The sequence below is a fragment of the Amaricoccus sp. genome (assembly GCF_047602525.1).
Taxonomy (GTDB): Bacteria; Pseudomonadota; Alphaproteobacteria; order Rhodobacterales; family Rhodobacteraceae; genus Amaricoccus.
The window spans coordinates 3,729,358-3,748,368 of record NZ_JASGHB010000001.1 but is presented as its reverse complement, the minus strand read 5'-3'; the positions used below and the strand labels follow the sequence as shown (position 1 = coordinate 3,748,368).

At 70.7% G+C, this 19,011-nt stretch carries 22 protein-coding genes, 1 tRNA gene and 1 pseudogene; 17 read left to right on the top strand and 7 right to left on the bottom strand.

All coding sequences use genetic code 11. The annotated features are described in order from the left end of the window. Positions 1–159: 159 nt before the first annotated feature. The 4 genes and pseudogenes from lepA to purE all read right to left on the bottom strand — a co-directional run bounded on the left by lepA (position 160) and on the right by purE (position 3,891). A pseudogene (gene lepA / locus QM699_RS19170) lies at positions 160–1,960 on the bottom strand (translation elongation factor 4). Positions 1,961–2,079: 119 nt separating this feature from the next. Further along, positions 2,080–2,165: transfer RNA gene (locus tag QM699_RS19165), tRNA-Tyr, on the bottom strand. A gap of 171 nt (positions 2,166–2,336) precedes the next feature. Continuing rightward, positions 2,337–3,413 (bottom strand): 5-(carboxyamino)imidazole ribonucleotide synthase, encoded by a 1,077-nt coding sequence (locus QM699_RS19160; RefSeq protein WP_415012589.1) that lies wholly within the window; start codon positions 3,411–3,413, stop codon positions 2,337–2,339. Beyond that, entirely contained in the window at positions 3,403–3,891 is a 489-nt protein-coding gene (gene purE, locus QM699_RS19155; RefSeq protein ID WP_415012588.1) for a 5-(carboxyamino)imidazole ribonucleotide mutase, read from the bottom strand. The genes QM699_RS19160 and purE overlap by 11 nt, the downstream gene beginning before the upstream one ends. Before the next feature lie 172 nt (positions 3,892–4,063). Here purE and QM699_RS19150 point away from each other — a divergent pair, with 172 nt between their 5' ends. The 6 genes from QM699_RS19150 to QM699_RS19125 all read left to right on the top strand — a co-directional run bounded on the left by QM699_RS19150 (position 4,064) and on the right by QM699_RS19125 (position 8,935). Next, positions 4,064–5,314: an ADP-dependent glucokinase/phosphofructokinase gene (locus tag QM699_RS19150; protein WP_415012587.1), complete on the top strand. Its 1,251-nt coding sequence runs from the start codon at positions 4,064–4,066 to the stop codon at positions 5,312–5,314. Beyond that, complete coding sequence (locus tag QM699_RS19145) at positions 5,305–6,078, top strand: SDR family NAD(P)-dependent oxidoreductase (RefSeq protein WP_415012586.1); 774 nt, start codon at positions 5,305–5,307, stop codon at positions 6,076–6,078. Before QM699_RS19150 ends, QM699_RS19145 begins: the two co-directional genes overlap by 10 nt. 17 nt (positions 6,079–6,095) lie before the next feature. After that, positions 6,096–6,491 (top strand): DNA glycosylase AlkZ-like family protein, encoded by a 396-nt coding sequence (locus tag QM699_RS19140; protein ID WP_415012585.1) that lies wholly within the window; start codon positions 6,096–6,098, stop codon positions 6,489–6,491. Next, a complete protein-coding gene (locus QM699_RS19135; protein ID WP_415012814.1) occupies positions 6,458–6,919 on the top strand; it encodes a DeoR/GlpR family DNA-binding transcription regulator in 462 nt (153 codons plus the stop codon). Before QM699_RS19140 ends, QM699_RS19135 begins: the two co-directional genes overlap by 34 nt. Before the next feature lie 138 nt (positions 6,920–7,057). Beyond that, positions 7,058–8,098 carry a hypothetical protein gene (locus QM699_RS19130; RefSeq protein ID WP_415012584.1) on the top strand — a complete coding sequence of 347 codons (1,041 nt, stop codon included), beginning with the start codon at positions 7,058–7,060 and terminating at the stop codon, positions 8,096–8,098. Positions 8,099–8,206: 108 nt separating this feature from the next. Beyond that, on the top strand, positions 8,207–8,935 hold the full coding sequence (locus QM699_RS19125; protein WP_415012583.1) for an SDR family oxidoreductase: 729 nt from the start codon (positions 8,207–8,209) through the stop codon (positions 8,933–8,935). Between the two features lie 54 nt (positions 8,936–8,989). Here the strand turns inward: QM699_RS19125 and QM699_RS19120 are convergent, their stop codons facing one another. Then, a complete protein-coding gene (locus QM699_RS19120; protein ID WP_415012582.1) occupies positions 8,990–9,646 on the bottom strand; it encodes a hypothetical protein in 657 nt (218 codons plus the stop codon). 181 nt (positions 9,647–9,827) lie between these two features. On the opposite strand from QM699_RS19120, the gene QM699_RS19115 reads away from it, so the two are divergent. Continuing rightward, positions 9,828–10,598: a lysostaphin resistance A-like protein gene (locus tag QM699_RS19115; RefSeq protein WP_415012813.1), complete on the top strand. Its 771-nt coding sequence runs from the start codon at positions 9,828–9,830 to the stop codon at positions 10,596–10,598. Here the strand turns inward: QM699_RS19115 and QM699_RS19110 are convergent. Both QM699_RS19110 and QM699_RS19105 read right to left on the bottom strand, forming a co-directional pair. Next, a complete protein-coding gene (locus QM699_RS19110) occupies positions 10,577–11,278 on the bottom strand; it encodes a response regulator (RefSeq protein ID WP_415012581.1) in 702 nt (233 codons plus the stop codon). The genes QM699_RS19115 and QM699_RS19110 overlap by 22 nt on opposite strands. A 247-nt stretch (positions 11,279–11,525) precedes the next feature. Further along, positions 11,526–12,035, bottom strand: coding sequence for a MarR family winged helix-turn-helix transcriptional regulator (locus QM699_RS19105; RefSeq protein ID WP_415012580.1), 510 nt, complete (start codon positions 12,033–12,035; stop codon positions 11,526–11,528). Between the two features lie 166 nt (positions 12,036–12,201). Here QM699_RS19105 and QM699_RS19100 point away from each other — a divergent pair, with 166 nt between their 5' ends. The 10 genes from QM699_RS19100 to QM699_RS19055 all read left to right on the top strand — a co-directional run bounded on the left by QM699_RS19100 (position 12,202) and on the right by QM699_RS19055 (position 18,846). Further along, positions 12,202–13,086 carry a branched-chain amino acid aminotransferase gene (locus QM699_RS19100; protein WP_415012579.1) on the top strand — a complete coding sequence of 295 codons (885 nt, stop codon included), beginning with the start codon at positions 12,202–12,204 and terminating at the stop codon, positions 13,084–13,086. Between the two features lie 165 nt (positions 13,087–13,251). Further along, complete coding sequence (gene rsfS, locus QM699_RS19095) at positions 13,252–13,659, top strand: ribosome silencing factor (protein WP_415012578.1); 408 nt, start codon at positions 13,252–13,254, stop codon at positions 13,657–13,659. A 180-nt stretch (positions 13,660–13,839) separates the two neighbouring features. Then, complete coding sequence (locus tag QM699_RS19090; RefSeq protein ID WP_415012577.1) at positions 13,840–14,076, top strand: hypothetical protein; 237 nt, start codon at positions 13,840–13,842, stop codon at positions 14,074–14,076. A 31-nt stretch (positions 14,077–14,107) separates the two neighbouring features. Continuing rightward, on the top strand, positions 14,108–14,302 hold the full coding sequence (locus QM699_RS19085; RefSeq protein WP_415012576.1) for a hypothetical protein: 195 nt from the start codon (positions 14,108–14,110) through the stop codon (positions 14,300–14,302). A gap of 6 nt (positions 14,303–14,308) precedes the next feature. Further along, a complete protein-coding gene (gene rlmH / locus QM699_RS19080; protein WP_415012575.1) occupies positions 14,309–14,782 on the top strand; it encodes a 23S rRNA (pseudouridine(1915)-N(3))-methyltransferase RlmH in 474 nt (157 codons plus the stop codon). A gap of 56 nt (positions 14,783–14,838) precedes the next feature. Beyond that, positions 14,839–15,270 (top strand): hypothetical protein, encoded by a 432-nt coding sequence (locus QM699_RS19075; protein ID WP_415012574.1) that lies wholly within the window; start codon positions 14,839–14,841, stop codon positions 15,268–15,270. A 158-nt stretch (positions 15,271–15,428) separates the two neighbouring features. Next, a complete protein-coding gene (gene petA / locus QM699_RS19070) occupies positions 15,429–16,001 on the top strand; it encodes a ubiquinol-cytochrome c reductase iron-sulfur subunit (protein WP_415012573.1) in 573 nt (190 codons plus the stop codon). Positions 16,002–16,010: 9 nt separating this feature from the next. Further along, the gene (locus QM699_RS19065; RefSeq protein WP_415012572.1) at positions 16,011–17,327 is read left to right on the top strand and encodes a cytochrome b; all 1,317 of its coding nucleotides are present in this window, start codon (positions 16,011–16,013) and stop codon (positions 17,325–17,327) included. A gap of 20 nt (positions 17,328–17,347) precedes the next feature. Further along, positions 17,348–18,163 (top strand): cytochrome c1, encoded by an 816-nt coding sequence (locus tag QM699_RS19060; protein ID WP_415012812.1) that lies wholly within the window; start codon positions 17,348–17,350, stop codon positions 18,161–18,163. A gap of 29 nt (positions 18,164–18,192) precedes the next feature. Then, on the top strand, positions 18,193–18,846 hold the full coding sequence (locus tag QM699_RS19055; RefSeq protein ID WP_415012571.1) for a hypothetical protein: 654 nt from the start codon (positions 18,193–18,195) through the stop codon (positions 18,844–18,846). Positions 18,847–19,011: the final 165 nt, after the last annotated feature.

Below are 19,011 nucleotides of genomic sequence, written 5' to 3'. Positions count from 1 at the left end.
ACAGCGGGTCGAACGTCATAACGTGGCAGCAGTAGAATGCGGGTTTTGCCGCCGAAAAGCAAGGTGGTTGAGCACCGACCCAGGGGGATCGCCGACCGCCGGATGTGGGCTCCGACTGAGAGGCAGCCCCCGGGACGCGCATCGGCGAAACGCGCGCCCTCACCCGTCCATCTTCAGGGCGTTGATGAACGCCTCCTGCGGGATCTCCACCCGCCCGAACTGGCGCATCTTCTTCTTGCCGGCCTTCTGCTTGTCGAGCAGCTTGCGCTTGCGCGAAATATCGCCGCCGTAGCATTTCGCCGTCACGTCCTTGCGCAGGGCCGAGATCGTCTCGCGGGCGATGATGCGGCCGCCGATCGCCGCCTGGATCGGGATCTTGAACAGGTGCTGGGGGATCAGCTCCTTCAGCTTCTCCACCATCGCCCGGCCGCGCAGGTCGGCCCGTGCCCGGTGGACCATCGTCGAGAGCGCGTCGACCGGCTCGTCGTTGACGAGGATCTGCATCTTCACCAGATCGTCTTCCTGATAGCCGGTGACGGTGTAGTCGAACGACGCATAGCCCTTCGTCACCGACTTCAGCCGGTCGTAGAAGTCGAACACCACCTCGTTCAGCGGCAGGTCGTAGACCACCATCGCCCGGCTACCGGCATAGGTGAGGTCGAGCTGCACGCCGCGGCGGTCCTGGCAGAGCTTCAGCACGTCGCCGAGGTACTCGTCCGGCACGAGGATCGTCGCCTTGATGCGCGGCTCCTCGATGTGGTCGATCCGCACCGGGTCCGGCATGTCGGCGGGGTTGTGCAGCTCCAGCACCTCCCCGTCGGTCTTGAAGACGTGGTAGACCACGGAGGGCGCCGTGGTGATGAGGTCGAGGTCGAACTCGCGCTCCAGCCGCTCGCGGATCACCTCCAGGTGCAGCAGCCCGAGGAAGCCGCACCGAAACCCGAAGCCGAGCGCCGCGGAGGTCTCCATCTCGGCGGAGAAGCTCGCGTCGTTGAGCTGCAGCTTCTCGATGGCGTCGCGGAGCGCCTCGAAATCGGCGGCATCGACCGGGAACAGGCCGCAGAACACCACCGGCACCGAGGGCTGGAAGCCGGGGAGCGGCGTGGTCGCGCCCTTGCGCTCGTGGGTGATGGTGTCGCCGACCCGGGTGTCGCGCACCTGCTTGATCGAAGCGGTGAGAAAGCCCAGCTCGCCGGGCCCGAGCTCGTCGGCGGGCAGCATGCCCGGGCGGAAGGTGCCGATGCGGTCGACCGGGTAGAGCGCGCCGGTCTGCATCATCTTGATCCGGTCGCCCTTGCGGAGCACGCCGTCGAAGATGCGCACCAGCACGACGACGCCGAGATAGGCGTCGTACCACGAGTTCGACCAGCATCGCCTTCAGCGCCGCGTCCCGGTCGCCGCCGGGTGCGGGCAGCCGGGCGACGATCGCCTCCAGCACGTCCGGGATGCCGAGGCCGGTCTTCGCGGAGATCTCGATGGCATCGGAGGCGTCGATGCCGATGACGTCCTCGATCTGCTCCTTGACCCGCGCAGGCTCGGCCGCGGGCAGGTCGATCTTGTTCAGCACCGGCACGATCTCGTGGCCGGCGTCGATCGCCTGATAGACGTTGGCGAGCGTCTGCGCCTCGACGCCCTGGCTGGCGTCCACCACCAGGAGCGAGCCCTCGACGGCCCGCATCGAGCGGCTGACCTCATAGGCGAAGTCGACGTGCCCGGGCGTGTCGATCAGGTTCAGGACATAGGCCTGGCCGTCCTTCGCCGTGTATTCGAGGCGGACGGTCTGGGCCTTGATGGTGATGCCGCGCTCGCGCTCGATGTCCATCGAGTCGAGGAGCTGCGCCTTCATGTCGCGGTCGGCGACGGTGCCGGTCGCCTGAATCAGGCGGTCGGCGAGGGTGGACTTCCCGTGGTCGATGTGGGCGACGATGGAGAAGTTGCGGATGCGGCCGGTGTCGGTCATGGCCCGCCGTATGGGGCCGGTTGCGACGCCGGTCAAGCGGCTCTCCAGCCGATCGGGCCGCCGCCAGGCGGGACCGTCTCGCCCCCGTGGCGTGCTGCGGCATGAGGAACGGGAGAGGATGGTGGAGGGGGCTGGATTCGAACCAGCGTAGGGTTACCCCGACGGATTTACAGTCCGTTGCATTTGACCGCTCTGCCACCCCTCCAACGGATGCCGGGCCAGAGGCCCCGAGCGTGCGCGCTCCTTATGGCCTGGAAGGCGCGGCGTCAACACGGGAGCTTGCGGTTCGGCCGGATTTGCCGCCCGGCGTCGCGTCCGGCGATGCGTCCCGCCCGCGCGCAGGCGGGGAGCGCCGCCGCCGGGCGGTCGGGCCGCCCTACCCCGCCGCTGTCCGGGGGCGGAGGCGGGTGGCGTGGCCCATCTTGCGGCCCGGGCGCGCCTCGGCCTTGCCGTAGAGGTGCACGCGGGCGCGCTCGAGCCCGGGCGCGGTCGCCGCGTCGGCCCCGAGCAGGTTCACCATCTCCGCGTCCGAGTGCCGCGTGCCGTCGCCGAGCGGCCAGCCGCAGATCGCCCGGACATGCTGCTCGAACTGGTCGATCAGGCAGGCGGCCTCGGTCCAGTGCCCGGAGTTGTGCACGCGCGGCGCGATCTCGTTCACCACCAGACCCGAACGGGTGACGAACAGCTCCACGCCGATCACGCCCACGTAGTCGAGCGCCGTCAGGATCCGGCCGGCCAGCAGCACCGCGTCCTGCGCCGTGCCGGCGGGCACCCGCGCGGGCACGGTCGTCCGGTGCAGGATGCCGTCGCGATGCTCGTTCTCGCCGGGGTCGAAGGCGGCGACGGCGCCGTCGCCGCCCCGCGCCGCGATGACCGAGATCTCGCGCTCGAAGTCGACGAAGCCTTCGAGCACCGACGGCGCGCCGCCAATGGCCAGCCAGGCGGCATCCGCCGAGCTGCCCGGGTCGAGCCGCACCTGCCCCTTGCCGTCATAGCCGAGGCGGCGCGTCTTCAGGATCGAGGGCGTGCCGATCCGCGCCAGCGCCGCGTCGAGCGACCCGGTGCCGTCGACCGCCGCATAGGGCGCAGTCACGAGGCCGATCTCGGTCAGGAAATCCTTCTCGGCGATGCGATCCTGCGCCACTTCGAGCGCCCGGCGCCCGGGGCGCACCGGCACCAGCGGCAGCAGCACGTCGATCGCGGCCAGATCGACGTTCTCGAACTCGTAGGTCACGACGTCGACTCCGGCGGCGAAGTCGGCCAGCGCGTCGGCGTCCCCCCACTCCGCGCGCGTCACCTTGTTCGCCACCTGCCCGGCCGGCGCGTCGGCCGCCGGCTCGTAGACGTGGACCTTCATCCCGAGACGCGCGGCGGCGAGCGCCAGCATGCGCCCGAGCTGGCCGCCGCCGAGGACGCCGATGGTCGAGCCAGGGGCAAGGCGCTCAAAGCTCATGGGGAGCCTCCGCCACCGCGTCGGTCTGTGCCGCCCGCCAGGCGTCGAGCCGGGCCGCCAGCGCCGGGTCGGTCGTCGCCAGCATCGCGGCCGCGAGCAGGCCGGCGTTCGCGGCTCCGGCCGGGCCGATCGCCAGCGTGCCCACCGGGATGCCCTTTGGCATCTGCACGATCGACAGCAGCGAATCCATGCCCGAGAGCGCCTTGGACTGCACCGGCACGCCGAGGACCGGGATCCGTGTCTTCGCCGCCAGCATCCCGGGCAGGTGCGCCGCCCCGCCGGCCCCGGCGACGATCGCGCGGAAGCCCCGCCCGACGGCCGCCTCGGCATAGGCGAACAGCCGGTCCGGGGTGCGGTGCGCCGAGACGATGCGGACCTCGTGGGCAACGCCGAGTGCATCGAGGATCTCGGCCGCGCCGCGCATGGTGTCCCAGTCGGACTGGCTGCCCATCACGATGCCGACCAACGGGTCCGCCATATCCGCTCCTCCCCCGGGAAAGGGCGCGACCATAGCCGCTTCTGGCCGGCCGCGCCAAGAGGGTCGGGAGCGCCGCGGCCACGGGGCTTCGACGGACCCTTGACCGGAAAGCGGGAACGAAAGATAAAAATTGGAAGAATGTGAAAACTTCGTCCAGGGAGAGACGACCGACATGCCCTCTTCGGCCAGCTGGGCCGGGGCCTACCATCGCCTCGCCGCGACGATCCCCGCCAAGGTGGCGGCGGCGCGGCTGACGATGGGCGGCTTCATCGCCTGCGTCGACGCCCGCACCGACCTGGCGCAGGCCACCGCGCTCTTCGCCCCCGACGCGCCGCCGCGGGCGGCGGCGCTCGGCGCCGCCCTCGTCGACCGGGTGCGGCGCGGCGTCGGCGGCGAGATGCTGTTCCCCTGGCCCGACGGCGCGGCGTGGCTCGCGGCCCACCTCGACCTCGCCTGCTCGCTCGGCGGCACCGGCGCACAGGCCGCGTGGGTGCTCTCGTCCATCGGCGCGCCGGCGGCCATGTCGCTCGGCGACCGCAGCACCCACATGCTGGCGCAGCTGCCGCCCGACATCCTGGTCGTCGACGGCGATCGGCTGGTCCGCTGCCGCGATCTCGCGGCGCGGGGCGAGCGCGTGGGCGACATCTACATCTTCGATTTCTCCGCCGGGGTGCCGGTGGCGGGCGTGCTGCCGCCGCGCTCGTCGCGGATCATCGTCCGCCTCGCCGACCCGGGGCTCGATGTCGACCCCGACTTCGACCGCGTGACCCCGGGCCTCGCCGCGACCGCGGGCGCGGGCCTCATCTCCGGCTTCCACGCCATCCCGGCCGAGGACCTCGCGGCCGGTATCGAGCGGGTGGGCGGCCTCTGCCGGCGCTGGAGCGGCGCGGGGCTGCACCTCATCCACATGGAAATGGCCGGCTATGAGACCATGGAGCGCATGGAGACGGTGCTCGACGCGTTCTCCGGCGTCGTCACCTCGATCGGCATGAGCCACTCCGAGCTGCGCCAGATCGCGCCCGGCGTCGACACGCCCGCGGCGATGCGGACCATTGCCGAGCGCACCCGGGTCTCCCGGCTCTGCGTCCATGCCGACGAGTGGGCCGCCTCCGTCACCCGCGGCGACCCGGACCGCGAGCGCGAGGCGCTGATGAGCGGCTCGCTCCTCGCCGCCGCCCGGGCCGAGGCCGGCGCGCCGGTCGCGACCGTCGCAGTCCCCGCCGCCGCCCACTTCGCGCCCCCGCCCTTCGATGGCGGCCCGCTTGGCGACGGCTGGCACCTGGTCGCGGTCTCGACGCCCTACCTTTCGCACCCCGTCACGACGCTCGGCCTGGGCGACAGCTTCACCGGCGGCTGCCTGCTCGTGCTCGGCGCCGCGCAGCAGGACCAGGCCGCGGCCCGAAAGGACCCAACATGTACCTGAAGAAGTACGACCTCGCGGGCCAGACCGCCTTCATCACCGGCGGCGGTCGCGGCATCGGCCTCGCCAGCGCACAGGCCCTCGCCGAGGCGGGGGCAAAGGTCATCATCTCGGACATCGACGCGGCCACGCTCGACGCCGGCCGCGCGGCGCTGGCCGCCGCAGGCCACGACGCCGACACCATGCTGCTCGACGTGAGCGACCCGGACGCCACCCGCCGTGTCGCGACCGAGGCCAACGACCGCCACGGCGCCGTCGACATCCTGGTCGCGAACGCCGGCATCGCCTGGCCGGACACGGGCGGCGAGGACATGCCCGACGAGGTCTGGCGCAAGATCATCGACATCGACCTCAACGGCACCTTCTGGTCCTGCCGCGAGTTCGCGCGTCCGATGCTGGCGCGCGGCCGCGGCTCCATCGTCACCGTCGGCTCGATGTCGGGCTTCATCTCCAACAAGCCGCAGCGTCAGGCGCACTACAACGCCGCCAAGGCCGGCGTGCATCACATGACCCGCTCGCTCGCCGGCGAATGGGCCGAGCGCGGCGTGCGGGTCAATTCGGTGGCGCCGACCTATGTCGACACGGTCATGTCGCGCGGCGGCTTCGACGACCCGACGCTGATGCCGCACTGGATGGCCGGCACGCCGATGAAGCGGGTGGCGCGCGCCGACGAGATCGCCTCGGCGATCCTGTTCCTCGCCAGCGACGCCGGCAGTGCCTGCACCGGCAGCATCCTGCTGGTCGACTGCGGCTATACGATCTGGTGAGGGAGAGGGGTCTGCCGGTGGAGGCACCGCCGAAGCGCGTCGAGCTGGTCCCCGCCAAGCGGCAGGCCCTGATCCTCGAATACCTGCGAGCACACGGCCCTGCCTCGATCCAGCAGCTCGCCGAGGTGATCGGCGGATCGCAGTCGACGGTGCGCCGCGACCTCGAGCACCTGACCGAAGCCGGCTACCTCGAGCGCACCCACGGCGGCGCGCTGCTGATCCCGCCGGCGCGCGCGGCGTTCGAGGGCGAGTTCTCGCTGCACCAGGCCATGTGCCGCACCCAGAAGCAGGCGATCGGGCTCGAGGCCGCCAGCCGGCTGTCCGCGCGGCAGAGCGTGATCTTCGATTCAGCTCCACCGTGCTCGAGGCCGTCCGGGTGGTGGCCCGCCGCGCCCTGCCGCTCACGGTGGTGACGAACAGCCTCGAGATCGCGCTCGAAAGCGCCGCGGTCCCCGACTGGCGGGTCATCGTGCCCGGCGGCACGGTGCGCACCGGCTCGACCATGCTGGCGGGCAGCGGCGGCGAGGCGTTCTTCGCCGACGTCCACGCCGACGTCTTCCTCGTCGGCGCCCTCGCCGTCACCGGCACGCTGCTGACCGATGCGACGATCGAGGTCGCCGCGCTCAAGCGCGCGATGATGCGCTCCGCCCAGCGGCGCATCCTGCTCGTCGACAGCTCGAAGTTCCGCCCGCCCTGTTTCAGCGGCTTCGGCGACCTCTCCGAGATCGACGAGGTCATCACCGATGCGGGCATCGCGCCCGAGCATCTCGACGCCCTGCAGGCGGCCGGCGTCACGGTGACGCTGGCGCAGACGGACATGGCCGACGGCGGGACGGACTGACATGCTGAAAGGCTTTGACAGAGTTTGAGAACGTCTGGTATCACCCGGCGAACGAACCCGTCGATTCCGAGAAACAGCGGCCTCACGGCCTCATATCGCGGTCCGGCCCAGGGCACGGACCCGTCTGGAGGAGCCCCCATGACCACCCGTATGGACACCAAGCTCGCGAACATCCGCGCGGGCCGCTACAAGCCCACCGACTTCATCATCGCCGACGCCAAGGACGGCGACGCGGGCTCGGGCGTCACCTGCGCCGGCTTCGACCACAGCGACCCGGCCGGCCCGCGGCCGCGCACCCGCTCCGAATTCCTCGATGCCATCGAGAGGCTGGTCGAGCAGGACATCCTCGACATCATGCTGCTCACCGTGTCGAACCTCGAGCTGCTGCACGAGCGCGGCACGTTCAAGAATTCCGCGATGAAGCCGGCGATCCGCGCCAACTGCACCACCGACTGCTGGGCCGGCATCCGCAATGCCACCTACCGGCAGTTCCCCTCGCGCGCCTTCCGCGCCGTGACCGTCTCCCGCGCGATGACCGGGACGGCGCAGCCGGCACCGGGCGCGCCGATCACCGGCACCGACCTCGGTCTCTATTCGGTGACGTTCCTCAACGACCTCGAGCGCGACGCCCACGCCCTCGAAGAGTTCAAGCGCTTCCGCGAAGAGGCCCAGGCCAACAACTTCCGGTACTTCTACGAGGTGTTCAACCCGAACATCGAGATCGGCATGACCCAGCAGCAGCTGGGCGAGTACCTGAACGACGCGATCCTCGCCTCGCTCGCGGGCCTCACCAAGGCCGAGCGGCCGGAGTTCCTGAAGATCCCGTTCAACGGCCCGAAGGCGCTTGAGGAGCTTGCGAGCTTCGACTCGTCGCTCATCGTCGGCATCCTCGGCGGCGGCGCCGGCACCACCCGCGACACCTTCGAGCTGCTCTCGCAGGGCGAGCGCTACGGCGCCCGCGTTGCGCTGTTCGGCCGCAAGATCAACCTTGCCGAGTTGCCCTTGCACCTCGTCGCGCTGATGCGGCAGGTGGTGGACGGCACCATCTCCCCCGAGGAGGCGGTGCGCGCCTACCACGGCGAGCTGCAGACGCTCGGCGTGAAGCCGATCCGCCCGCTCAGCGACGATCGGATCGTTACCGAAGAGGTGCTGAAGACCGCCGCAGCCAAGGCGGCCTGACGCGACGCCGGGGCGCGCACGGGGCGCGCGCCTCCCGGCAGACCGCCCCGCATGACCGGCGCCCGCGAGAGGCGCCGGCGCACCACGCTTCAGGGAGAGAAGCCCGTCATGACCGACTTCAACGGACGCACCATCGTCGTCACCGGCGGCTCGGGCGGCATCGGGGGCGCCACCGTGCGCCAGCTCGTCGCCGCGAACGCCGATGTCGTGGCCACCGGCCGCTCCAGGGAGGCGCTCGCCAAGATCGCCGCCGAGACCGGCTGCCGCACGCTCGAATTCGACCTCGCCAAGGAAGACGAGGTGAAGGGCGCGCTGGAGGGTCTCGACCTCTGGGGCCTCGTCAACTGCGGCGGCTTCGGCGGCGAGATCGCGACGCCGATGGACACCGACATCGCCGTCTTCGACAAGGTGATCGCCATCAATACCCGCGGCGCGCTGCTCGCCACGAAGTATGCGTCGCAGTCGATGGTGCGCCTCGGCAATGGCGGGTCGATCGTCAACGTCTCGAGCCAGGCCGGTCTCGTCGCCCTCTGGGGCCACATCTCCTATGCCTCGTCCAAGGCGGCGCTCGACAGCATCACCCGGGTCTCGGCGCTGGAGCTCGGCAAGTACAACATCCGCGTCAACAGCGTGAACCCGACCGTGGTGATGACGCCGATCTCCGCCTGGTACTGGGGCCGCCCGGAGATCGCCGGGCCGTTCATCGAGTCGATGCCGCTCGGCCGCTGGGCCACCGAGGAGGAGATCGCGGCGCCGATCGTCTTCCTGCTCTCCGACGGCGCCTCGATGATCACCGGCGTAACGCTGCCGATCGACGGCGGCTATACCTGCCGCTGACCCTGGACTACTGACGCGGGGCCGCTCACCCGGCCCGCACCCCGCCGGGGCGGATCACGCCCCGGCCTTCGCGCCGTTCGCCGCCTGGATCCACCGCGCGAAGGTCGCCAGCTCGTTCAGCTCGGCCTGCGCGTCCGATTCGCCGGTGAACCCGAGGCTCGACAGCGCGACGGTGTGGCCGTTCACGTCGAAGAACGCCCGCCAGAACTGCCGGTCGAGCCCGGCAATCGGCAACCGCCCGCGATCTTCCACCAGCACGTAGTAGACCCCGCCGCTCTCGCGCGTCGCGAGGATCCGCACGCGCGCGGCCTCGCCGCTGCGCCCGAGCACCGCGCGGCCCTCGCGGCTGCCGGCGAAGTCCTGGAAATCGGCCAGCGTATCGGCGTCGCCCTCGGCCTCGAGCAGGCTGCCCGCCGAGATGCTCGCGGTCAGCGCCGCGCCCTTGCGCCCGACCGTCGCCCCCGGCTTGCCGAGCAGGCCGCAGTCGGTCAGCAGCACGAACGCCCCGTCGGCCGACTTCCGCACCGTGGACGGATCGAGGCACCAGCCCGGCGGTGCTGCGATCGTCACCCCGGCCCCGCCCACGTCGAAGCGCGCCCGGGTCGGCGAGCCGCCGGCGAGCCCGGCGCCCATCGCCGAGGGATCGCACGCCGTCAGAGCCGCGAGGCCGGCGAGGATGAGAGACACGCGTCCGAGTCGACCGATCCGCATGCCCGTCCCTCCCCCTGCCGGACGTGCGCGCTTCGAGGGGGCTTCTCGTCCCGCCCGGCGCCGTCTAGACCCCTCCGCATAGGCGAGCCCTCCCGCAAACTCAAGCCAAGGCCGGCCGGATGCCCCGAGACGTCTCTCCCGCCGCGGCGCCGCTGGCGCCGGCGCCCGACCGCGGCGGCCTCTGGCGGCTCGCCGCCGGCTCCTGCGTCGCGGCCGGCGGCTGGTTCGGCGCGACCCTCTCGCTGGTGCCTGGCGCCGGCGACCGGCGCGCGGAAGTCCTGCTGTTCCTGGCGAGCTTCGGCGGGCTCGTGCTCGGCCTCGCCGCCGCCCAGCGCCTGCTGCACTGCGCGCGTCTCGCAAGCCTGCTCGGCCCCCGCGGCCTGCATCGCCGCGCGCTCGCGGCCGGCGCCGTGGCGGGCCTCTGCCTTGCCACCGCGTCCGGGCTCACCGCCGCGCTCCTCGCACCGCCGACGCGCGGCCTTGCACCGGCCGCCTGGCTGCGCGTACTGCCCCTGGCCGTGCCGCTCGTCGTGCTGCAAAGCGTGGCCGAAGAGCTGTTCTTTCGCGGCTACCTGCTCCGGGACTCGCCACGCGTTTCCGCTCGCCGCTGGTCTGGGGGCTGCTGCCGGCGCTGGCCTTCGGCGCGCTGCACTGGAACCCCGCCGATCAGGGCCACGCCGCGCCCCTCGCCGTCGTCTCGGCAACGCTCGCGGGCCTGCTCCTCGCCGACATCACCGTGCGCACCGGCAGCCTGTCGGCCGCGATCGGCCTTCACGTCGCCAACAACGTCGTGGCGCTGCTCGTCCTCGCGCCCGCCTCGGGGCTTGACGCCCTCGCGCTCTTCGTCCTGCCGGCGCCGCCCGGAGCGCTCGTCGCGGTGGACCTCGCGGCGACCCTCGTCGCCGGGGCCCTCTGGCTCGCGCTCCGGCCTCAGTCCGGCGCCAGCATGTAGCCAGAGCCGCGCACCGTCTGCAGGTAGCGCGGCGCCCGCGGATCATCCTCGAGCTTGCGGCGCAGCCGGGTGATCTGCACGTCGATGGCGCGCTCCTGCGCTTCGGCAATGCCGCCGCCCAGATCCTCCACCAGCTCCTGCCGGCTCACCGGCTCGTGCGGCCGCGCCGCGAGCATCCGCATCAGCGTCGCTTCCGTCGCGGTCAGCCGGACCATCTCCGGCCCGCGCCACAGCTCGCCCCGCCCCATGTCGTAGCGCATCGCCCCGAGGTGCAGCGTCCGCGGCGGCTCGCCGCGGGGGGCCGGCTTCGGCACCCGCCGCAGGATCGCGTTGATCCTGAGCAGCAGCTCCCGCGGCTCGAACGGCTTGCCGAGATAGTCGTCGGCCCCCGCCTCCAGCCCGCGGATCCGGTCCTCCGCGTCGCCCCGCGCGGTCAGGAGCAGGATCGGCGTCGTCATCGTGTCGCGCAGGCTGGCGGTCAGCGTCAGCCCGTCTTCCCCCGGCATCATCACGTCGAGCACGATGAGGTCGACCTCAAGGCTCAGCAGCAGGTTGCGGGCGTGCGCGGCGTCCCGCGCCCCGCTTACCATGAAGCCGCTGCGCGTCAGGAACTTCTGCAACAGCCCGCGCAGCCGCGGGTCGTCGTCCACCACGAGAATATGCGCCTGGGTGTCAGTCATCATGCGCCTCGCGCCCGGCCGGATGCGCCGGCGGGGACAGGGGCGCCCGCCCGGTGCCATTCCCGGCGTCGACAGATGAGCGAGCCTGACAACGCCCGACCTGTGGCACCGGCGCGCCTGCCGGGGGGCAGGCAGGCGCTCCCGGTGCCGGCGCACCGGCGGAGACTGGCCCCCCACCAGTCCGGCGTCGGGGAGGTGCAGGAGCCTGCCACCACCCGCCACACGGCGCCCGTCCGCACCACCCGGCTCACGGCCGGTCAAGCCAGCCGACCACCCGGGCGCGCAGCTCCGGGTCGATCATCTGCTCCAGCACCTTGCGAAAGCCCGCCACCGCCTCGGGCCCGGCATTGGAGAACGCCGCCCGCATCCGCCGCCGCTGCGCCGCGGTCAGCTCCTGCTCCAGCGCCTGCCCGGCCTCGGTCAGGTGCAGGTTGCGGTGCCGCCGGTCCTCGAGCCCCACCCGGCTCTCGACCAGCCCGTCGTCCACCAGCTGCCGCAGCACGCGGTTCAGGCTCTGCTTCGTCACGCCGAGCAGGTCGATGAGCTCGTTCACCGTCAGCCCGGGCCGGCGGTTGATGAAATGGATCGCCCGGTGGTGCGCCCGCCCGTACGCCCGCTCCTCGAGGATTCGGTCCGGGTCGGCGGTGAAGCCGCGATAGGCGAAGTACATCAGCTCGATCCCCTGCCGGAGCTGATCGTCCGTCAGGAACAGGAGTTGCTCGCTCCGCGTCGGGTTCGTGGTAAAGCGCGCCGCCATCTCGATTTCCTGCCCCCGCGCCCGCGTTCGCGCCGGGCCTCGCTCACACTTTATGTCAGGCATGTTGACATTCCAAGACTCAAATGATAGTTCGACCTCCGCCGCACGAAACAAACGATCGCAAGCAACGGTCGACGCGCAATCTTTTTCAAGGTAAGGACCCGCCATGGCAGGTGCATACGACGATCGGGACGGATTCATCTGGATGGACGGCGGCTTCGTGCCGTGGCGCGACGCGAAGGTCCACGTGCTGACCCATGCCCTGCACTACGCCAGCGCGGTCTTCGAAGGCGAACGCTGCTACAGCGGCACGATCTTCAAGAGCCGCGAGCACACCGACCGGCTGCTCGCCTCCTGCGACCTGCTCGACATGCCGCACCCCTACTCCGCCGACGAGATCGAGGCGGCGAAGGCGGCGACGCTGGCGAAGAACGGCTTCACCGACGCCTATGTCCGGCCGATCATCTGGCGCGGCTCCGGCGAGGACATGGGCGTCGCCTCGTCGAAGAACCCGGTGCACATGGCGATCGCGACCTGGGAGTGGGGCGCCTACTACGGCGACGCCAAGATGAAGGGCGCGAAGCTCGACATCTCCAAGTGGAAGCGCCCCAGCCCGGAGACCATCCCGTCGAAGGCCAAGGCATCCGGCCTCTACATGATCTGCACCATGTCGAAGCACGCCGCCGAGGCCAAGGGCTGCTCGGACGCGATCATGATGGACTACCGCGGCTTCGTCGCGGAGGCGACGGGCGCCAACGTGTTCTTCGTCAAGGACGGCGAGGTCCACACCCCCGAGCCCGACTGCTTCCTGAACGGCATCACCCGCCAGACGGTCGTCCAGATGCTCAAGGAGCGCGGCGTCCGGGTGAACGAGCGCCACATCGAGCCGCACGAGATGGCCGACTTCCAGCAGTGCTGGCTGACCGGCACCGCCGCCGAGGTCACGCCGGTCGGCTCGATCGGCGAGTACACCTTCGAGGTCGGCGAGCTGACGAAGTCGATCGCCCGCGACTACGAGAAGCTGGTCCGGGGACAACTCGTCACGGCGTGAGCTTGCATCGAGATCGGCGGCAGGGGGCTCGTCGCAGGCGGGTCCCTTTCGTCAACCATACGTCGTCTTGAGAAATTCGCGTTTCTCATCTACATTACACCTGCCAGCGCCGGGCATCTGCGGCGTGACCGCCAGGAGGAGTCTCACCTAACTCATCACGCTCCGGTGGCTTCGGCCACCACCCCCGCGGGGGCTTTTCTGCCGCTCGGGGGACGTTCGGACAGCAGCGCGCTGCTGTCGCTGGTCCTTACGTCGCTCGACGACGACAAGGCCGAGGACATCGTAACCATCCCTCTCGCGGGCAAGTCGGAGATGGCCGATCACATGGTGATCGCCAGCGGCCGGTCGTCGCGCCAGGTTGCCGCGATCTCGGAAAAGCTCGCGGATCGGCTCAAGGGCGAGGCCGGGATCGTGCCGCGCATCGAGGGCAAGGATGTCGGCGACTGGGTGCTGATCGACGCGGGCGACGTGATCGTCCACGTGTTCCGCCCCGAGGTCCGCGAGTTCTACCAGCTCGAGAAGATGTGGCTGCCCGAGGCCCAGGCAAAGCCGAAGTCCGCCGGCACGCTCTGACTCCCGTGTCCTGAAAGTCCAGCGGGGCCGCCTCGGCCCCTTCCGCGCAGCGTCTTCAGCACAGGCCCGGCCAGTGCTAAGGGTGGCCTTGCAGCTGTCGGAGCGGGATATGCCGGGACGCGCCCTTGTCGTTGCGGCCGCCGCTGCCGCGGCCCTGTCGGGATGCCGCGCGCGGCAACGATGTCGCCCGCGGACGCCACCGCTCTGCCGACGACCTTCGGCCAGCCGACGGTCAGGATCGACCTGCCCCCCGGCGTCGGCGTCGCCGAGCGGTCGGTGATGGTCAACTTCGCGACGTTCCGGCCCATGATGAAGCCAAAGGAGATTCTGGTTCTCCCCGGAGCTGCGCCTTTCGCCCGCCGGAGCGGCACAGCTGTCGGACGGGCGCACCCGCCGCACGTTCACAGCCCCCGCTGATCGGCTGACCAAACTGCGCAACCTGCCCGCGATGGCCGAGCGTCCCGACGCCATGATCGGCTACGGCTTCAAGCTCTGCCGGACAGGCGCCCCCCTCGCCAACGGCCCGCTCATCGTCACGTCGCAACTCATCTCGCCTCCACTGGCAGATCGTGACAAGGACGACCAGAATGTCCGCGCCGACCAGCAGTTCCTGCCGAACCTTGCCCCCTGCGAAGGCCGATAGCGTCCGATGCGCCTGCACATCCTTGCCGTGGGTCGCCTGCGCGGCGGCCCGGAGGCGGCGCTCGTCGCCGACTACCTCGCCCGCTTCGACCGCACCGGCCGCCCGCTCGGCCTCGGCCCGGCGCAGGTGATCGAGGTCGAGGACAAGCGCAACGCCGGCCCCGCCGCCGAGGCCGCGCTCCTCGCCGCCGCCCTGCCCCGCGGCGCCACCCTCGCCGTCCTCGACGAACGCGGCGACACGCCCGATTCGCCGGGACTGGCCCGCCTGCTCCAGCGCCTCGCCGACACCGGGACGCGTGACCTCGCCATCGCCATCGGCGGTGCCGACGGCCTCGACCCCGGCTTTCGCGCCCAGGCGGCGCACGCTCTCTCGTTCGGCCGCATGGTCTGGCCACACATGCTCGCCCGGGCCATGCTCGCCGAACAGCTCTACCGCGCCGCCTCGATCCTGACGGGCTCCCCCTACCACCGCGGCGGCTGACGGAACCTCCGCCCGCTCCGGCGATTGTCGCGGAAAGGCCACCCTTGGGGGATCCCATGCGCCGGCTCTATAACCGCATCGCCGACGGCTACTATCTCGTCGCCACCTGGTTCCTGATGCTGCTCGCGGTCGCCCTCCTGCTCGGCGCGGTGTGGGAGGCGGCGGTCGCCCTCCTCCATGGCGAGATCATCGGCCTGCGCGAGAAGGAGCTGCGCTCCGCCGTCGAATCCCGCCGCTCGCTCACCAAGTTCATCACCATCATCGTCATCGCCGCCTCGCTCGAGGCGCTGGTCATGGTGTTCGAGACCAGCCGGACCGACGTGACGAAATCCGTCTATCCCGCGCTTCTCTTCGCCGGGTCGATGTTCGCGCTCATCGCGCTCGGCGTCTTCCAGTGGCTCTCGAGCCGCATCGCACCGCCCTCCGCGGGCGCGGCGGCGCTCGACTCCGGCGAGCCCCCCGTGGCCGCCCCCGATCCCGCCGACTGAACCGGCGCGCGGAACTGCGCAACCGGCGCGACATCAAACCCGCTGGACCAAAGCCGCCCGAGGCTTTAATCCCGAATGAGCCGCTCGCTCTAAAGTGAGCGAGCCAACGAGGGGTGCCCCCGGGGCGGGCACGAGAATAAACTAAGGAGCGCAAACGCGTGGCCCAGGTAGACGAGCACGCCCACCAGCCGGCAGTCACCCGCAGGGATTTCCTCTACGTCGCGACCGGCGCCGCTGGCGGCATCGCCGCCGGGGCCGCGATCTGGCCGCTCATCAACCAGATGAACCCGAGCGCCGACGTCCAGGCGCTGGCTTCGATCCAGGTCGACGTCTCGGCGGTCGAGGAAGGCAGCCAGCTCACCATCAAGTTCCTCGGCAAGCCGGTGTTCATCCGCCGTCGCACGCCGGAGGAAATCTCCGCCGCCCGCGACACGCCGGTGGCGCAGCTGCCCGACGGCCTTGCCCGCAACGCCAACAAGCCCGCGGACGCGCCCGCCACCGACGAGAACCGCGCCATGGACCCGGACGGGAAGTGGCTGCTGATGACCGGCGTCTGCACGCACCTCGGCTGCGTGCCGCTGGGCGAGTCGGGCGAGTACAATGGCTGGTTCTGCCCCTGCCACGGCTCGACCTACGACACCGCCGGCCGCATCCGCAAAGGGCCGGCGCCCGAAAACCTGCACATCCCGGTGGCGTCGTTCACGTCCGACACCGTCATCCAGCTCGGTTGAGGAAGCAAGATGAGCGGCATTCCCCACGACCCCTATGAACCGAAGACCGGCATCGAGAAGTGGGTGGAGTCCCGGCTCCCCATTCTCTCGCTGATCCATACGACCCTGTTCATCCCGACGCCCAAGAACCTCAACTGGATGTGGATCTGGGGCATCGTGCTCGCGTTCTGCCTCGTGCTGCAGATCGCCACCGGCGTCGCGCTGGTGATGCACTATACCCCGCACGTCAGCCTCGCCTTCGCCTCCGTCGAGCACATCATGCGCGACGTGAACGCCGGGTGGGCGCTGCGCTACGTGCATGCGAACGGCGCCTCGCTGTTCTTCTTCGCGGTCTACCTGCACATCTTCCGGGGCATCTACTACGGCTCGTACAAGGCGCCGCGCGAGATCACCTGGATCATCGGCATGCTGATCTACCTCGCGATGATGGCGACCGCGTTCATGGGCTACGTGCTGCCCTGGGGCCAGATGTCGTTCTGGGGCGCCACGGTCATCACCGGCCTGTTCTCGGCGATCCCGCTCGTCGGGCCGGACATCCAGACCTGGCTCCTCGGCGGGCCGGCGGTCGACAACGCGACGTTGAACCGCTTCTTCTCGCTGCACTACCTGCTGCCGTTCGTGATCGCCGGCCTCGTCATCGTCCACATCTGGGCGTTCCACACCACCGGAAACAACAACCCGACCGGCGTTCCGGTGCGCACCGGCTCGCGCGACGAGGTGAAGCGCGACACCCTGCCGTTCTGGCCGTACTTCGTCATCAAGGACCTGTTCGCGCTGCTCTTCGTGCTGACGGTCTTCTCGGCGATCGTCGGGTTCATGCCGAACTTCTTCGGCCACCCGGACAACTACATCGAGGCGAACGCGCTGAAGACCCCGGCACATATCGTGCCTGAATGGTACTTCCTGCCGTTCTACGCGATGCTGCGCGCGATCACCTTCGACATCCTCTGGATCAACTCGAAGCTCGCGGGCGTGCTGACGATGTTCGGCTCGATCGCGCTGCTCGTGCTGCTGCCCTGGCTCGACACCAGCCGCACCCGGTCGGGCCGCTACCGGCCGATGTTCAAGGTCTGGTTCTGGCTGCTCGTGGTCGACTTCGTGATGCTCATGTGGTGCGGCTCGCAGCCGCCGGAGCAGCCGTTCGTCATCATGAGCCAGCTCGGCACGCTCTACTGGTTCGCGTTCTTCCTGGTCATCCTGCCGGTGCTCGGCATCGTCGAGAAGCCGACGACCCCGCCGGCGAGCATCGAAGCCGACTTCCTCGCCCACTACGGCCATGGCGAGCAGGGCACGGAGACCGCCGCCATCAGCAAGCCGGCCGAATGAGCGCGCGAGGGACGATGACCATGCTGAAGACCACCCTCCTCGCCGCCGCGGCCGCTCTTGCCCTCGGCGCCTCGTTCTCCGGCGCAGGCACCGCCGTCGCCGCGGAAGAACCGCACGTCACCGACTACAGCTTCTCCTTCGAGGGGCCGTTCGGCCGCTTCGACCAGGCGCAGCTGCAGCGGGGCCTGCAGATCTACACAGAGGTCTGCTCCGCCTGCCACGGGCTGAAGTTCCTGCCCTACCGCGAGCTGGCGGAGGAGGGCGGCCCGGCGCTGCCCGAGGACCAGATGCGCGCCTATGCCGCGCAGCACACCGTGACCGATGCCGAAACCGGCGAGGACCGCCCGGCCACGCCGTCGGACCACTTCCAGCACTCGCCCGACGCCGTGGCGCCCGACCTGACGCTGATGGCCAAGGCCCGGGCCGGCTTCCACGGTCCGATCGGCCTCGGCTTCAACCAGCTGCTGCACGGCATCGGCGGGCCGGAATACATCGCGTCCCTGCTGCACGGCTTCACCGGCGAGACCAAGGAAGAGGCGGGCGTCACGCTCTACGAGAACCACGTGTTCCCGGGCGGCTGGATTTCGATGCCGCCGCCGCTCTCCGACGACCAGGTGACCTACGCCGACGGCACGCCCGCGACCGTCGAGCAGATGGCGCAGGACGTGGCTGCCTTCCTGATGTGGACCGCCGAGCCGAAGATGATGGCGCGCAAGGAGGCCGGCCTGACCGCCGTGCTGTTCCTCGCTGGCCTGACCGTGCTGCTCTGGTTCACCAACAAGAAGATCTGGGCGCCGCACAAGGGCGCTCACTCCGCCGGGGACAAGCGGGCCTGACACCCGCTCCGGCCGATACCGTCGCGCGGGTGCTCGCCGTCTTTCCGGCGGCGAGCACCACCCCGGCCCTCATCGAGACCGGCGACGGCACCCGCGCCGTGCTGAAGTTCTCCGGCGCCGGCCCCGGCCCCGCGGGCCTTCTCACCGAACTCCTCGCGCTTCCCATTGCCGCCGCCCTCGGCGCCCCTGTGCCCGCCGCCCGGCCCCTCTGGCTGCCCCCGGGCCTGCCGTGGGAGGTGGGCACCGACGAATTCGACGCGATGCTCCTGCGCAGCACCGGCTGGAACCTCGGCGTGGCGCTCCTCCCCGACGCCCGTCCGGCCGGCCCCGCGGACATCGCCGCCGCCGATCCGGCCACGCTCGACGCCATCGCCCGCGCCGACGCGCTGCTCGCCAACATGGACCGCACCGCGACGAATCCAAACCTGCTCGTCTCCGGCGGCAGCCTTTATGCCGTCGACTACGACGCCTGCCTCTACCTCACGCGCGCGCTCGCCGGGCGGTCCCGCAGCGCCACGCTGCCACCCGGCCACCTGCTTGCCGGTCGGCCCCTTCCGCCCGCACCGCTTCCGGTGATCGACGCCACCAGCCTCGCCACCCTGCCGCCCGACGACTGGCTCGCCGCCGCCGCGACGACACGCCCGAAGCTCGCGGCCGCCCTCGCCGCATGGCTCGCCCGCTGAAGCTCACCCCGAGGTCTTCATACGGCCTTGAAACCTGGAGAGCAGACGGTTTTCCGGCAACAGCCGGAAAACAAGGGAAGAAGAACTCTGCGCGCACCCGCGCGCACAAGATGGCCGCAAAGGCGGCCGCCGACCTGCGTGCAGAACCGGAGTTTCCGCGCGTTG

Coding starts and splice junctions, on each gene's coding strand:
- QM699_RS19075 (WP_415012574.1), top strand. CDS start 14,839: ATGCGCCGGCTCTATAACCGCATCGCCGACGGCTACTATCTCGTCGCC.
- QM699_RS19090 (WP_415012577.1), top strand. CDS start 13,840: ATGTCGCCCGCGGACGCCACCGCTCTGCCGACGACCTTCGGCCAGCCG.
- QM699_RS19100 (WP_415012579.1), top strand. CDS start 12,202: ATGGCAGGTGCATACGACGATCGGGACGGATTCATCTGGATGGACGGC.
- QM699_RS19120 (WP_415012582.1), bottom strand. CDS start 9,646: ATGCGGATCGGTCGACTCGGACGCGTGTCTCTCATCCTCGCCGGCCTC.
- QM699_RS19065 (WP_415012572.1), top strand. CDS start 16,011: ATGAGCGGCATTCCCCACGACCCCTATGAACCGAAGACCGGCATCGAG.
- QM699_RS19060 (WP_415012812.1), top strand. CDS start 17,348: ATGCTGAAGACCACCCTCCTCGCCGCCGCGGCCGCTCTTGCCCTCGGC.
- QM699_RS19085 (WP_415012576.1), top strand. CDS start 14,108: ATGGCCGAGCGTCCCGACGCCATGATCGGCTACGGCTTCAAGCTCTGC.
- QM699_RS19110 (WP_415012581.1), bottom strand. CDS start 11,278: ATGACTGACACCCAGGCGCATATTCTCGTGGTGGACGACGACCCGCGG.
- QM699_RS19130 (WP_415012584.1), top strand. CDS start 7,058: ATGACCACCCGTATGGACACCAAGCTCGCGAACATCCGCGCGGGCCGC.
- QM699_RS19150 (WP_415012587.1), top strand. CDS start 4,064: ATGCCCTCTTCGGCCAGCTGGGCCGGGGCCTACCATCGCCTCGCCGCG.
- rlmH (WP_415012575.1), top strand. CDS start 14,309: ATGCGCCTGCACATCCTTGCCGTGGGTCGCCTGCGCGGCGGCCCGGAG.
- purE (WP_415012588.1), bottom strand. CDS start 3,891: ATGGCGGACCCGTTGGTCGGCATCGTGATGGGCAGCCAGTCCGACTGG.
- QM699_RS19145 (WP_415012586.1), top strand. CDS start 5,305: ATGTACCTGAAGAAGTACGACCTCGCGGGCCAGACCGCCTTCATCACC.
- QM699_RS19160 (WP_415012589.1), bottom strand. CDS start 3,413: ATGAGCTTTGAGCGCCTTGCCCCTGGCTCGACCATCGGCGTCCTCGGC.
- QM699_RS19105 (WP_415012580.1), bottom strand. CDS start 12,035: ATGGCGGCGCGCTTTACCACGAACCCGACGCGGAGCGAGCAACTCCTG.
- QM699_RS19125 (WP_415012583.1), top strand. CDS start 8,207: ATGACCGACTTCAACGGACGCACCATCGTCGTCACCGGCGGCTCGGGC.